Source organism: Pseudomonas sp. 50_B (assembly GCF_017491625.1).
In the GTDB taxonomy this organism is placed as follows: domain Bacteria; phylum Pseudomonadota; class Gammaproteobacteria; order Pseudomonadales; family Pseudomonadaceae; genus Aquipseudomonas; species Aquipseudomonas danubii.
The window spans coordinates 51813-66218 of record NZ_JAFGYX010000004.1 but is presented as its reverse complement, the minus strand read 5'-3'; the positions used below and the strand labels follow the sequence as shown (position 1 = coordinate 66218).

General features: G+C 63.9%; 12 protein-coding genes. 5 read left to right on the top strand and 7 right to left on the bottom strand.

The genetic code is table 11. The features are described from left to right. Positions 1-159 precede the first annotated feature (159 nt). The 4 genes from J5M73_RS07010 to J5M73_RS06995 all read left to right on the top strand — a co-directional run bounded on the left by J5M73_RS07010 (position 160) and on the right by J5M73_RS06995 (position 4289). Positions 160-1326, top strand: coding sequence for a heparan-alpha-glucosaminide N-acetyltransferase domain-containing protein (locus tag J5M73_RS07010; protein WP_102864397.1), 1167 nt, complete (start codon positions 160-162; stop codon positions 1324-1326). Between the two features lie 141 nt (positions 1327-1467). Next, complete coding sequence (locus J5M73_RS07005; protein ID WP_102864588.1) at positions 1468-2688, top strand: putative DNA modification/repair radical SAM protein; 1221 nt, start codon at positions 1468-1470, stop codon at positions 2686-2688. Next, positions 2685-3578 carry a TIGR03915 family putative DNA repair protein gene (locus J5M73_RS07000; protein ID WP_207815236.1) on the top strand — a complete coding sequence of 298 codons (894 nt, stop codon included), beginning with the start codon at positions 2685-2687 and terminating at the stop codon, positions 3576-3578. Before J5M73_RS07005 ends, J5M73_RS07000 begins: the two co-directional genes overlap by 4 nt. Positions 3579-3590: 12 nt before the next feature. Next, on the top strand, positions 3591-4289 hold the full coding sequence (locus J5M73_RS06995; protein WP_102864399.1) for a hypothetical protein: 699 nt from the start codon (positions 3591-3593) through the stop codon (positions 4287-4289). Between the two features lie 99 nt (positions 4290-4388). Here J5M73_RS06995 and J5M73_RS06990 read toward each other — a convergent pair whose 3' ends face one another. The 5 genes from J5M73_RS06990 to J5M73_RS06970 all read right to left on the bottom strand — a co-directional run bounded on the left by J5M73_RS06990 (position 4389) and on the right by J5M73_RS06970 (position 10635). Further along, entirely contained in the window at positions 4389-5408 is a 1020-nt protein-coding gene (locus J5M73_RS06990) for a branched-chain amino acid aminotransferase (protein WP_015635266.1), read from the bottom strand. 223 nt (positions 5409-5631) lie between these two features. Then, positions 5632-7023 (bottom strand): dihydrolipoyl dehydrogenase, encoded by a 1392-nt coding sequence (gene lpdA / locus J5M73_RS06985; RefSeq protein ID WP_102864400.1) that lies wholly within the window; start codon positions 7021-7023, stop codon positions 5632-5634. A gap of 17 nt (positions 7024-7040) precedes the next feature. Then, positions 7041-8339, bottom strand: coding sequence for a dihydrolipoamide acetyltransferase family protein (locus J5M73_RS06980; RefSeq protein WP_102864401.1), 1299 nt, complete (start codon positions 8337-8339; stop codon positions 7041-7043). Continuing rightward, positions 8340-9398, bottom strand: coding sequence for an alpha-ketoacid dehydrogenase subunit beta (locus J5M73_RS06975; protein ID WP_047303847.1), 1059 nt, complete (start codon positions 9396-9398; stop codon positions 8340-8342). It lies immediately after the preceding gene. 1 nt (position 9399) lies between these two features. Continuing rightward, positions 9400-10635, bottom strand: a complete 1236-nt coding sequence (locus tag J5M73_RS06970; RefSeq protein WP_102864402.1) for a 3-methyl-2-oxobutanoate dehydrogenase (2-methylpropanoyl-transferring) subunit alpha — start codon at positions 10633-10635, stop codon at positions 9400-9402. Between the two features lie 196 nt (positions 10636-10831). On the opposite strand from J5M73_RS06970, the gene bkdR reads away from it, so the two are divergent. Continuing rightward, entirely contained in the window at positions 10832-11320 is a 489-nt protein-coding gene (bkdR, locus tag J5M73_RS06965) for a Bkd operon transcriptional regulator BkdR (protein ID WP_060838848.1), read from the top strand. Positions 11321-11323: 3 nt separating this feature from the next. Here bkdR and J5M73_RS06960 read toward each other — a convergent pair whose 3' ends face one another. Together J5M73_RS06960 and J5M73_RS06955 are read right to left on the bottom strand one after the other, a co-directional pair. Then, a complete protein-coding gene (locus J5M73_RS06960; protein ID WP_102864403.1) occupies positions 11324-12526 on the bottom strand; it encodes an HD-GYP domain-containing protein in 1203 nt (400 codons plus the stop codon). 134 nt (positions 12527-12660) lie between these two features. Beyond that, a complete protein-coding gene (locus J5M73_RS06955; RefSeq protein WP_102864589.1) occupies positions 12661-14283 on the bottom strand; it encodes a methyl-accepting chemotaxis protein in 1623 nt (540 codons plus the stop codon). Positions 14284-14406 lie beyond the last annotated feature (123 nt).

Genomic DNA, 14406 nt, shown 5'->3' with positions numbered 1-14406 from the left:
TGCCCTGGCGGGCGCGGCGCTACGGGTCGATTGTTGCCTGGGGCCGTGGCCACAGCTAAGGAGTTTTGGATAGACAGCCAGATGTTATAAAGTAACGGCCGATTTGCCGGGCGCGAGACCGGCACCGTCCCTTTGAACCTGACGCTGCGATCCCTCCTTATGAGTTCTTTACCCAACCCTCCCGCGAGCCTCGGCACCCGGCTGCTGAGTATCGATGCCCTGCGCGGCCTGGTGATGCTGTTCATGCTACTGGACCATGTGCGGGAAACCTTCTTCCTGCACCGGCAGGTGAGCGATCCCATGGACGTGGCCACCACCGAGCCCGGGCTATTTGTCAGCCGCACCCTGGCACACCTGTGCGCGCCGGTGTTTGTCCTGCTGACCGGGCTTTCGGCTTACCTGTTTGCCCAGAAGCACGGCCATCGGGCCGAGGCCAGCGCTTTCCTGTTCAAGCGTGGGTTGTTCCTGGTGGTGCTGGAACTGACCCTGGTGAACTTCGCCTGGACCGGGCAGATCCCGCCGACGCTGATCTATCTGCAGGTGATCTGGGTCATCGGCCTGAGCATGCTGGCGCTGTCGGCCCTGTTGTGGCTGCCTCGGGCGCTGTTGTTGGGCCTGAGCCTGCTGCTGATCGGCGGGCACAATCTGCTGGATGGGCTGCATTTCGCCCCGGGCGAGGCGCTGCACGTGCCCTGGGCGATCCTGCATGATCGCGGCTGGATCGAATGGGGCGAAGGGCTGCGTCTGCGGACCTCCTATCCGTTGCTGCCATGGATCGGCGTGATCGGCCTGGGTTACGCCCTGGGGCCCTGGTTCGCCCGCGAAGCCGGAGCCGCTCAGCGACAGCAGCGTCTGTTGCGATGGGGGCTGGCGGCGCTGGCGGGGTTCATCGTGCTCCGGCTGCTTAACGGCTATGGCGAGCGGCCCTGGGTCAGTGGCGAGACCTGGGGGCAAACCCTGATGAGCTTTTTCAACATCACCAAATACCCGCCGTCGCTGCTGTTTATCGCCCTGACCCTGGGCGCCGGGCTGCTTCTGCTGCGGGCCCTGGAGCGACGGCAGGACAGCGGTTTGATCCGGGTGCTCGGCGTATTTGGCGCGGCGCCGATGTTCTTCTACCTGTTGCACTTGTATGTGCTCAAGGGCCTGTATCTGCTGGCCGTGGCGCTGCTGGGACGCAATCAAGGGGCCTATTTTGGCTTCGATTCGCTGGGCTGGCTGTGGCTGATCACGTTGCTTCTGGCCTTGGTCCTGTACCCGCCGGTGCGGGGCTTCGCCCGACTCAAGGCCCGGCGCCGCGACCTGGACTGGCTGAAGTACTTCTAAGGGGCCAGTCCCTTGCTGCCTGCACCGGATTGCTGGCGCAGGCAGGGCAATCAGCGTTTTTTTGCCGGCGCCGATAAACACCGCTTGAACGGCATGGGGCACTCTCTGTACTGTATATAAAAACAGTATTTGGGCCTCGCCATGCAACTGATCGACAAGCTGAGCATCCTCGCCGACGCCGCCAAGTACGACGCTTCCTGCGCCAGCAGCGGCGCGCCCAAGCGCAGTTCCGAAGGCAAGAGCGGGTTGGGCTCGAGCAATGGCATGGGCATCTGCCACAGCTATACCCCGGACGGGCGCTGCGTCTCGCTGCTCAAGGTGCTGCTGACCAATTTCTGCCTCTACGACTGCCAGTACTGCGTCAACCGCCGTTCCAGCGATGTGCCCCGGGCCCGTTTCAGCCCCGAGGAAGTGGTGCGCCTGACCCTGGATTTCTACCGGCGCAATTGCGTCAGCGGGCTGTTCCTCAGCTCCGGGATCATCCGCTCGGCGGACTACACCATGGAGCAGTTGGTGCAGGTGGCGAGGCTGTTGCGTGAAGAGCACGAGTTCCGCGGCTACATCCACCTCAAGACCATTCCCGACGCCGACCCGCTGCTGATCGAGCAAGCCGGGCGCTATGCCGACCGCCTCAGCGTCAATGTCGAGCTGCCCACTGACCAGGGCCTCAAGACCCTGGCCCCGGAAAAACACCTGGGCTCGATCAAGCAGGCCATGGGCACCATCTATACCGGCGAGCAGACCGTGCGCAACGAGCCCCGGGCGCCACGTTTCGCCCCAGCGGGGCAGAGCACCCAGATGATCGTCGGTGCCGACGACACCGATGACAGCACCATTCTCCACAGCGCCGAGGCGCTGTACGGCAATTTCCGCCTGCGCCGGGTCTATTACTCGGCGTTCAGCCCGATCCCCAACAGCCCGAAAAGCGTGCCCCTGGCCGCGCCGCCGCTGATGCGCGAGCACCGCCTGTATCAGGCCGACTTCCTGCTGCGCGGCTATGGCTTCAGTGCCAACGAACTCTTCAAGGGGCCGGGGCACCTGGCCCTGGACATCGACCCCAAGCTGGCCTGGGCGCTGGAGAACCGCAATCTGTTTCCCCTGGACCTGAACCGCGCCGAGCCAACCTTGATCGCGCGCATTCCGGGGATCGGCCTGCGCACCACCCAGCGCCTGGTGGAGCTGCGTCGCGAGCGGCGCATCCGCTTCGAGGACCTGGCGCGCATGCGCTGTGTGCTGAGCAAGGCCAAGCCGTTCTTCATCACCAGCGACTATCACCCGCAGCAGGCGGAAACCAGCAGTGCGCTGCTCTACCAGCAACTGCGGGACCGGCCGCAACCGCAGCAGATGGGGCTCTGGGGATGATCAGCCTGGACTGCGACGACCTGTTCGACACCTGGCGCCAGCAGGCGCGCTGGCTGCTCAGTCATTCCATCGATCCGAGCCGGGTCAGTTGGGCCGGGACCCGGGAGGCCGACCTCTTTGCCAGCGACGAGAGCTGCCCCGAACAGCCGGGGCCCTTTCGCGCGCGCATTCCCCAGGCCCTGCTGGAGCTGTTGCAGCGGGCCGCCTGCTACCGCGGCGAGCAGCGCTGGAGCCTGCTCTACGAGGTGCTGTGGCGGGTCAGCCATGGCGACCGCACGGCCATGCTCAGCGGCGATCAACTGGGCAGCGAGTTGCAGCGGCGGATCAAGCAGGTGGACCGCGAGGCCCATCACCTGCATGCCTTCGTGCGCTTCGTCAGGCTGCCCGAGGGCCGTTCATCCCTGGCCGAGCAACCCGAATACGTGGCCTGGCACGAACCGGCCCACGACATCCTGGCCCAGGCCAGCCGGCACTTCATCGGACGCATGGGGCGCCACCGCTGGATGATCGCCACGCCCCGGGACGGGGTGTATTTCGACGGCGAGCAACTGCACCACCAGCGCCAGTGCCCCGCTGGTTGGCGGCAACTGGCCCAGGCCGGCGACGACCCCGGGAGCGAGCTGTGGCTGGCCTATTACAGCCACATCTTCAACCCGGCGCGGCTCAACCCCAAGGTCATGCAGGGGCATTTGCCGACCCGGTTCTGGAAGCACCTGCCGGAGGGACCGCTGATTCCGGCGTTGATCAGCGAAGCGCGCCACGGCAAGCAGCGCGACGGCCAGGCCAGCCAGGTGGCAGCGCGGCCAGGCAAGCGGATCGGTCAGGTGCGCAGCGATAGCGCTGGGCAGACGCCAGGGCCTTCCCTGACAATGCGCGGCTTTGAACAATGAGGCAGGCAGTCAATGGATGACGGTGTGGATGACGGCAAGGGCATTACCGAGGAGTTCTGGTCGAAGGCAGTGACTGACGACGCCAAGATGATGTGGCGGGTGGGCAGCCGCGGCGTGACCTTCCTGGCGGCGCTGCTGCTGCCCAAGACCGGGTTCAAGGTCGTGGACATCGCGGTTGGAGTGCTGACCATGCTGATCCCCTTGCTGGTGATCGAGACCCAGAGGGCCTATTCGAAGTTTTCCCCCGGGTTCCTGGCCTGGGTGGTTCGCATCAGTGTCTTTGCCAGTGGTGTGGCCATGGCCAGCCTGGGGTTGGTGATTTACGCCTGGGTAGTTGGGCCTGTGGTATCGGTGGTCGGCCTCGCCTTTTTTCAACAGACAGTCAGTCTTGGCGGGTACGGGAACAAAGGGGTTGAGTTCGTTGTGTTCTGGTGTATCGCGATAGTCACTGCGATGGGGGTGATACACGCGGTGATCAAGCAGTTTCGCGAGCTGAAGATTTTCGAACTTGTTTATCACCTGCCACGCAATCGAATGGAGTGGCTCATGCAGGGCCGACCGCTGCGAGCCAGCGACTGGCCGATGTTCGTCTGCTTCGAACTCTGTGTGCTGATCACGAGTTTTCTCTACACCTTGGTGGCGTCCCGGGCTGCATTGCTGGTGGTGGATGGAACGCAACAGGTGCTGATGTCGTTCGGTATCAGCCTCTGAGGGGGGAGCCCCGCCTTCGGCAGGCATCCTGCAGTCTCCAGGCATGAAAAAGCCCGCCCCTGGCAAGCAGGGGCGGGCTGGGGTGCAGCAGGGGGCGAATCAGACCTTGACGATCCAGCCCGCTGGCGCTTCCACGTCGCCGGTCTGCACGCCGGTCAGCTCTTTGTAGAGCTTCTGGGTGATCGGGCCGACGTCTTTTTCGCTGTAGAACACGTGCAGCTTGTCCTGGTACTGGATGCCGCCGATCGGCGTGATCACCGCGGCAGTACCGCAGGCACCGGCTTCCTTGAAGTCCGAGAGCTTGTCGATGAACACGTCGCCTTCGACCACTTCCAGGCCCAGGCGGGTCTTGGCCAGCTCGATCAGCGACAGGCGGGTGATACCCGGTAGTACCGATGGCGAGTTGGGGGTGACGAATTTGTCGTCGTGGGTGATGCCGAAGAAGTTCGCCGAACCGACTTCCTCGATCTTGCTGTGGGTCAGCGGGTCGAGGTAGATGCAGTCGGCGAAGCTGGCCTTCTTGGCCTGGGAGCCCGGCATCAGGCTGGCGGCGTAGTTGCCACCGACCTTGGCCGCGCCGGTGCCTTGTGGGGCGGCGCGGTCGTAGCTGGAGATCAGGAAGTTGTGCGGGGTCAGTCCGCCCTTGAAGTAGGCGCCGACCGGGATGGCGAAGATCGAGAAGATGAACTCCGGCGCGGTACGCACGCCGATGTTGTCACCCACGCCGATCACGAACGGCCGCAGGTACAGCGCGCCGCCGGTGCCGTACGGCGGAATGAAGCGCTCGTTGGCCTTGACCACGGCCTTGCAGGCTTCGATGAACTGTTCGGTGGACACCTGCGGCATCAGCAGGCGGGCGCAGCTGCGCTGCATGCGTGCGGCGTTCTGGTCCGGACGGAACAGGTTGATCGAGCCGTCCTTGCAGCGGTAGGCCTTGAGGCCTTCGAAGCATTGCTGACCGTAGTGCAGGGCGGTGGAGCCCTCGCTGATGTGCAGCACGTTGTCTTCGGTCAGGGTGCCTGCGTCCCACTCGCCGTTACGCCAGTGCGACAGATAGCGCTTGTCTGTCTTGATGTAGTCAAAACCCAGCTTGTCCCAATTGATGCTTTCGTTACCCATGACACCCTCTATCACTTAACAACCGCCGGAACGGCTTAAGGCTTCTGACGTTTTTTTGGATGGGCACAACAATACTGCATTCCGGGGGCTTACCGCATCCCCGTATTGAACCCTGTAACTGCTGCCGCAGGCTGCGATCGGCCTCGAAGAGAACGTGCTCTTGAGGCCCTCGGAAGGTCCTGCGGACCTTGTCGCAGCCTGCGGCAGCGGCTACAGGTTGTGTTTACAGGTGCAGGGCGTGGCCCAAGGCCCGCAGCGCCGCTTCCTGGACCGCTTCACCCAGGGTCGGGTGGGCGTGGATGGTGCCGCCGATGTCTTCCAGGCGCGCGCCCATTTCCAGGGATTGGCCAAACGCCGTGGACAATTCGGAGACACCGACCCCCACCGCCTGCCAGCCGACAATCAGGTGATTGTCACTTCGGGCCACCACCCGCACGAAACCGCTTTTCGATTCCAGGGTCATGGCCCGGCCATTGGCCGCGAACGGGAAGCTGCTGACGATGCAATCCAGCCCGGCAGCGCGGGCCTCGTCCGGAGTCTTGCCCACCACCACCAGTTCCGGGTCGGTGAAACACACCGCCGGGATCGCCGCCGGGTTGAACTCGCGGTGCTTGCCGGCGATCAGCTCGGCGACCATCTCGCCCTGGGCCATGGCCCGGTGCGCGAGCATGGGTTCGCCGCTGAGGTCACCGATGGCCCAGACGTTGCGCATGCTGGTCTGGCAGCGGTGGTCGATCTTGATCGCCGCGCCGTTCATGTCCAGATTCAGGCTTTCCAGGTTCCAGCCCTGGGTGTTGGGTTTGCGACCCACCGCCACCAGTACCTGATCGGTGGCCAGGTTCAGGGTGTCGCCGTTGGGCTCGCGCACCTGCAGGCTGCTGCTGGCGGCATCGAAGCCCAGCACGCTGTGCTTGAGGTAGAGCTTGATGCCCAACTGCTTCACCGACTCCAGCACCGGCTGGGTCAACTCGGCGTCGTAGGCCGGCAGGATGCGCTCCTGGGCCTCGACCACGCTGACCTCGACCCCGAGCTTGCGGTAGGCAATGCCCAGTTCCAGGCCGATGTAGCCGCCGCCGACCACGGTCAGGCGCTTGGGCAGGGTCTTGGGCGCCAGGGCCTCGGTGGAGGAGATGATCGGCCCGCCGATGGGCAGCATCGGCAGGTTGACGCTTTTCGAGCCGGTGGCCAGCAGCAGGTGTTCGCACTGGATGCGGGTATCAGTGCCTTCGATCTCCACGGTCTTGCCGTCGATGACCTTGGCCCAGCCGTGAATCACCTGGACCTTGTTTTTCTTCAACAGCGCGGCGACCCCGGTGGTCAGGCGGTCGACGATGCCGTCCTTCCATTCCACGCTCTTGCCGATGTTCAGGGTTGGCGCCGCCACTTCGATGCCCAGGGCCGAGCTCTGGCTGTGGTGACGGGTCTGGTGAAACTGCTCGGCCACATGAATCAGCGCCTTGGACGGGATGCAGCCGATGTTCAGGCAGGTGCCGCCCAGGGCCTGGCCTTCCACCAGGATGGTGGAAATGCCCAGCTGGCCGGCACGGATCGCCGCCACGTAACCGCCAGGCCCGCCGCCGATGATCAGCAGTTGGGTGTTGAGAGTCTGTTGCATGCCTGCTCCTCTGAAAGTCAGTCCACAAACAGCGTGGCGGGTTGTTCGAGCAGGCCGCGAATGGCCTGGATGAATTGCGCAGCGTCCATGCCGTCGACCACCCGGTGATCGAAGGAGCTGGAGAGGTTCATCATCTTGCGGATCACGATCTGGCCCTTGATCACCATCGGCCGCTCGACGATGCGGTTGACCCCGACAATTGCCACTTCCGGCAGGTTCAGCACCGGGGTGCTGACAATCCCGCCCAGGGCGCCGAGGCTGGTGAGGGTGATGGTGGAGCCGGACAGTTCATCCCGGGCCGCCTTGCCGCTGCGGGCCGCCTTGGCCAGGCGCGAGATTTCCTCGGCGTTGCCCCACAGGCTGCGGGCCTCGGCGTGACGTACCACCGGCACCATCAGGCCGACGTCGCTCTGGGTGGCGACCCCGACATGCACCGCGCCGTGGCGGGTGATGACCTGGGCTTCGTCGTCGTAGCGCGCGTTGATCTGCGGGAAGTCGCGCAGGGCGACGACCATGGCCCGCACCAGGAACGGCAGCAGGGTCAGCTTGCCGCGGCTGGCGCCGTGTTTTTCATTGAGGTGGATGCGCAGCTCTTCCAGGGCGGTGACGTCCACTTCCTCGACATAGCTGAAGTGCGCGGCGCGGTGCTTGGATTCCTGCATGCGCTGGGCGATCTTGCGGCGCATGCCGATCACCTGGATCTGCTCTTCGTCGTGGCGTTCGGCATAGCCTGTGCCGGGCGCCGAGTAGCCCTTGAGCGGCTGGCTGTCCTGGGCCAGGTAGGCCTCCAGGTCTTGGTGCAGGATGCGCCCGGCCGGGCCGCTGCCTTGCACCAGGCGCAGCTGGATGCCCAGGTCCAGGGCGTGCTTGCGCACGGCGGGCGAAGCCAGGGGGCGTTCGTCGGCCTGGCGCGCCACCGGCGCCTGGGGAGCAGGGCGGCAGGCGGCTTGGCTGACGACTGCTTGTTCCACCTTGGGTGCTTCGACCACTGGCGCGGCAGCCGGCTTATTAATAGCGGCCGGTGCTTGTTGCGCCGGCGCGGCGGCCTGGGCGGATTCCTTGAGGTTGCCCGCGCCTTCGACTTCGATGCTGATGAGGATGCTGCCCACCGCCATCACTTCACCGGGTTCGCCACCCAGGGAAATGACCGTGCCGTGCACTGGCGAGGGAATGTCGACCATGGCCTTGTCGGTCATCACGTCCGCCAGGACCTGGTCTTCGACAACCTGGTCGCCGACTTTTACGTGCCACTGCGCCAGTTCAACTTCCGCGATGCCTTCGCCGATGTCCGGCATCTTGATAACGTGCGTGCCCATTCAGACCTCCATGACCCGTTGCAGCGCCGCGCCCACTCGGGACGGCCCTGGAAAATATGCCCACTCCTGCGCGTGGGGATACGGCGTATCCCAACCGGTGACGCGCTCGATCGGGGCTTCCAGGTGGTGGAAGCAGTGTTCCTGCACCAGCGACACCAGCTCGGCGCCGAAGCCGCAGGTACGGGTGGCTTCGTGCACCACCACGCAACGGCCGGTCTTCTTCACCGACTTGACGATGGTGTCCAGGTCCAGGGGCCACAGGCTGCGCAGGTCGATGACCTCGGCGTCGATGCCGGTTTCCTCGGCCGCCACTTGCGACACATAGACGGTGGTGCCGTAGGTGAGGACGGTGACGTCCTTGCCCGGACGGGCGATGGCCGCCACATCCAGCGGCACCTTGTAGTAGCCGTCCGGCACCTGGGCCGCCGGGTGTTTCGACCAGGGGGTTACCGGGCGGTCGTGGTGGCCATCGAACGGGCCGTTGTACAGGCGCTTGGGTTCGAGAAAGATCACCGGGTCATCGTTTTCGATGGAGGCGATCAGCAGGCCCTTGGCGTCGTAGGGGTTGGAGGGCATCACGGTGCGCAGGCCGCAGACCTGGGTGAACATCGCCTCGATGCTCTGGCTGTGGGTCTGGCCGCCGTAGATGCCGCCGCCGCAGGGCATGCGCAGGGTCATCGGCGCGGTGAACTGGCCGGCGGAGCGATAGCGCAGGCGCGCGGCTTCGGAAATGATCTGGTCCGAGGCAGGGTAGACGTAATCGGCGAACTGGATTTCCGCCACCGGACGCAGGCCGTAGGCGCCCATGCCGATGGCCGCGCCGACGATGCCGCTTTCCGAGATCGGTGCGTCGAACACCCGCGAGGTGCCGTACTTGGCCTGCAGGCCCTCGGTGCAGCGGAACACGCCGCCGAAGTAGCCGACGTCCTGGCCGAACACCACCACGTTGTCGTCACGCTCGAGCATCACATCCATGGCCGAGCGCAGGGCCTGGATCATGGTCATGGTGGTGGTGGTCATGGCGGTTTCCAGCTGGATATTGTTGTTGTGATCGTTCATGTCAGACCCCCAGTTCCTGGCGTTGACGTTTCAGGTGCTCGGGCATGTCCTTGTAGACGTCCTCGAACATGGTCGCGGCGCTGGGGATCTGGCCGCCGGCGAGGGTGCCGTACTGCTCGGCTTCTTTCTGCGCGGCAATCACCTGGGCTTCGAGCTCGGCGCTGACCGCGGCGTGTTCCTCTTCGGACCACTGGCCGATCTTGATCAGGTGCTGCTTGAGGCGGGCAATCGGATCGCCCAGGGGGAAGTGGCTCCAGTCGTCGGCCGGACGGTACTTCGACGGGTCGTCGGAAGTGGAGTGCGGGCCGGCGCGATAGGTGACCCACTCGATCAGGGTCGGGCCGAGGTTGCGCCGGGCGCGTTCGGCGGCCCAGCGCGAGGCGGCGTAGACCGCGATGAAGTCGTTGCCGTCGACCCGCAGGGAAGCGATGCCGCAGCCCACGCCGCGTCCGGCGAAGGTGGTGGCTTCACCGCCGGCAATGGCCTGGAAGGTGGAGATCGCCCACTGGTTGTTGACCACGTTGAGGATCACCGGCGCGCGGTACACGTGGGCGAAGGTCAGGGCGGTGTGGAAGTCCGATTCGGCGGTGGCGCCGTCGCCGATCCAGGCCGAGGCGATCTTGGTATCGCCCTTGATCGCCGAGGCCATGCCCCAGCCCACGCCCTGCACGAACTGGGTCGCCAGGTTGCCGGAGATGGTGAAGAACCCGGATTCCTTCACCGAGTACATGATTGGCAACTGGCGTCCCTTGAGCGGATCGCGCTCGTTGGACAGCAGTTGGCAGATCATCTCCACCAGCGGCACTTCCCGGGCCATCAGGATGCTCTGCTGGCGGTAGGTGGGGAAGCACATGTCGTCGATGTTCAGGGCCAGGGCCTGGGCGCTGCCAATGGCTTCTTCACCCAGGCTCTGCATGTAGAAGGACATCTTCTTCTGGCGCTGGGCGACCACCATGCGGTTGTCGAAGATCCGCGTCTTGAGCATGGCGCGCATGCCCTTGCGCAGGATTTCCAGCGGCACGTCGTCGGCCCAGTCGCCCAGGGCGTTGCCCTGATCGTCGAGCACACGGATCAGGCCGCGGGCCAGGTCGGCGCAGTCGGCAGGTTCGATATCGATGGGAGGTTTGCGGGCCAGGCCGGCGTCGTTCAGACGCAGGTAGGTGAAGTCGGTCTTGCAGCCGGGACGGCCCGAGGGTTCGGGAACGTGCAGGCGTAGCGGTGCATACGCTGTGGTCATGGCTTTCTACGCTCGATCTTGTGGATTTCTTGTAATTGGGCGCGCTAGCTGACAGTCATTCTTTGGATAAAAGAAATCTTGTCCTACAAACATCATAGGCCGGGCGTAGGAGAATATTTATCTCTGTTTCATTGCGCTGGAAGTTATTTGCAGATAAAAAATCTGCATAAACATAAAAAACAGGTTGTTTTGTCTCATGCGCAAACTGGACCGTACCGACATCGGCATTCTCAACAGTCTTCAGGAGAATGCTCGCATCACCAACGCCGACCTCGCCCGTTCGGTGAACCTTTCACCCACGCCGTGCTTCAACCGGGTCAAGGCCATGGAGGAGCTGGGGCTGATCCGCGAGCAGGTGACCCTGCTGGATGCCGACCTGTTGGGGCTGCACGTCAACGTGTTCATTCACGTCAGCCTGGAGAAGCAGGTGGAGGAGGCGTTGCAGCACTTCGAAGAGGCCATCGCCGACCGCCCGGAAGTCATGGAGTGCTACCTGATGGCCGGCGACCCGGACTACCTGATCCGCGTGCTGGTGCCGACTATCCAGTCCCTGGAACGCTTCATGATGGACTTTCTGACCAAGGTGCCCGGTGTGGCCAACATCCGCTCCAGCTTCGCCCTCAAGCAGGTGCGCTACAAGACCGCGCTGCCGCTGCCGGCCAACGGCCTGACCCTGGGCACCTGAGGCTCAGGCGGAGACTCCGCTCCAGAGCCGATCCAGGTTCTTGAACTCCCAGTCTTCCGGGGCTTCGCGAGCGACGATGCGATCCTGGCCGTGGATCTTGGCCAGGTCGACCACGTTCTGTTCCAGGGGCAGGTTGGAGCGGGTGGAGAAGAACACCCGGACCTTGGGCGTCAGCAACGACTTGGGGTTTTGTTCGATCACTACCGCCAGGCGACCGCTTTTCAGGCGCACCAGGGCCCCAACGGGATAGATACCCACGCTCTTGACGAAGGCCTGGAACACCCGCTGACCGAAATGACCTTTCCAGGTGGACATGCGCTGGATCGCTTCGGCCGGGTCCCAGCCACGGTTGTAGGGACGATTGGAGGTCACCGCGTCGTACACATCGCAGACCGCGCCCATCTGCGCGAACAGGCTGATCTGGTTGCCGGCCAGACGGTGCGGATAGCCCGAGCCGTCGGCCTTTTCGTGGTGATGCAGGCATACATCCAGAACCAGCGCATCCACATCGGGGCTTTGACGCAGGATCGCGCCACCGGCTTCGGGGTGCAGCTTGACCCGTTCGAACTCGGTGTCCGAGAGCTTTTGCGGCTTGTTGAGAATGCTGTCGGGGATGGTCAGCTTGCCCACGTCATGCAGCAATCCGGCAACGCCTGCCAGGCGGATATAGTCCTCCGACAAGCCCAATTGCCGCGCCGTGGCCAGCATCAGCGCACAGACCGCCACTGAATGCATGTAGGTGTAGTCATCGGCGTTCTTGAGCCGCGCCAGACTGATCAGCGCATCGGGATGACGCAGCAGCGACTGGCCGATCTGCAGCACCAGATCCTCGGCTTGCTGCATCTCCAGGGCCTGGCCCATGCGCACTTCCTGGAACATCGCCATTACCGCCTTGCGCGAGTGGGCGCAGAGCTTGAGGGCGCGCTGCACTTCCTCATCCATGCTGGCCCGGGGCGTGGGCGCGGTGGCTGGTTGTGCCGTCGGCGGCAGGTCCGGCGTGGTGGTTGCACTGGCCTCGGGCAGGTCGCCACCTTTGCTGGTGTCGATCCACAGGCTGCTGAGGTTGGAGCTTCGCAGGCGTTGCAGGTCGGCATGGCTGTCGAGGACAAAGCCAGCCTTCCAGAAAGAGTGGTCCAGCCAGGAGCCACAGAACTGATGGATGTACATGCCCATCTGCAACTGATGGATCGAAATCAGTTTCAGCATCAACAACACTCCCTTTCAGGGCAGTCGGCCATTGCCGGTCATCTGGCTCCTACAGACCCGTGTAGGAGCCGGATCGCCGGCTAACAGCGCCAGCGCTTTTCTCTACCTGACGTCTTACCGGGCCTGGGCCCGCCTCACAGGGAGAAGCGTGCCACCAGTTTGTTCAAACTCACCGCCAGGGACGACAGTTCATTGCTGGCAATGGACGTCTGGCTGGCGGCGGACGAGCTTTGCAGCGACAAGTCGCGGATGCTCATCAGGTTCTGATCCACCGAGCGCGCCACCTGGGCCTGTTCCTCCGAGGCGGTGGCGATCATCAGGTTGCGTTCGTTGATCTCGCTGATGGCCTGGGCGATATGGCCGATGGCGGCGCCGGCCTCGTGGGCGATGGCCAGGGTCTGGCTGGCATCCTCGCTGCTTTGCTGCATCGACAGCATGGCCTTGCTCGAACCGTTCTGGACGCCCTGGATCATCTGCTCGATCTCCTGGGTCGAGAGCTGGGTGCGGTGGGCCAGGGCCCGCACTTCATCGGCCACCACGGCGAAACCACGGCCTTGCTCGCCGGCCCGAGCGGCCTCGATGGCCGCGTTGAGGGCCAGCAGGTTGGTCTGCTCGGCAATGGCGCGGATCACGTCCAGGACCTTGCTGATGTCCTGGGCCTGTTGCGCCAGGCCGGCCATTTCCACCCGGGTGTTTTCCACGGTGCCGGTGAGCTTCTCGATGGAGTGGATGGTCTGCTCGACCCGCTCCTTGCCCAGCCCGGCGGAGCGCTCGGATTCCTGGGTCGACTGCGAGGCGGACACCGCGTTGCGCGCCACTTCCTCCACCGCGGCGGTCATTTCGTTGACCGCGGTGGCGGCCTGATCGGTCTCCATGCTCTGTTGCTGGATGCCGGCGTTGGACTCACGGGTAATGGCGCTCATTTCCTCGGCGGCGGAGGCCAGCTGGGTCGAGGAGTCGGCAATTTGGCGGATGGTCGACTTCAGGTTGTCGAGCATGGACTGGGTGGATTTCTGCAGGTCGGTGAGTTCGTCCTGGCCGCTGACTTCCACCTGGGTTCGCAGGTCGCCCTCGGCGATTTTGCGCGTGGTGGCCAGCAGCGATTGCACCGGGCGGGTGATGCTGCGGGTGAACAGGGTGGCGATGAGCACGGTCAGGACAATCGCCAGGACGATGATCAGCGAGGTCAGGGTCAGGCCACTGTCGAACTGATGGTCGGCCAGGGTCGCCGAGTGCGCGGCACCGCTCTCGTTGATCGCGATCAGGGCTTCGATTGCGCTTTGCAAGGCATTGGCCAGGGGCACCGTGACCTGATTGATGTAGTCACTGCTCTGCTGCGCGGTGTTGGTCTTGCTGGCATCGATCAGCACCGCCAGCTTGTCCAGGTAGTCCTGGGCGCCGCGCTTGACCTGATCAAAGGCGGTTTTCTCTTCGGCGCTGGACACCAGCGGCTCGTAGTCCTTGATGGCCTGGGCCAGGGTGGCTTTCAGGCTACCCAGCTTGTCCAGGGATGCGCCTTTCTGGGCTTCGCTTTCAGTGGCGTAGTGCAGGGCCTCCAGGCGCACACGCAAGGTGGAGGATTCGATTTTCGTGGCTTGCCTGACGCTGGGCAGCCAATTGTTTCGCAGGTCCAGTGCAGCATCGTGAATCTGTCCCATTCTCCACAGCGCCAGTCCCCCCAGACCGACCACTAGTACACAGATAGCGCCAAAACTCAGGAGCGCCCTGGACGTCAGTTTCAAGTTTCTTGTCACCATACAGGCACCTTGCAGGTTGGAGTGATACCGCCAATTGCTTTTCGACTCCTTGTCGCCCTGATAGCACTGTGACTCCAAAGAGATGAAAAATCTGTAGGGATGTAAAAATATTTCTTTGCGTCC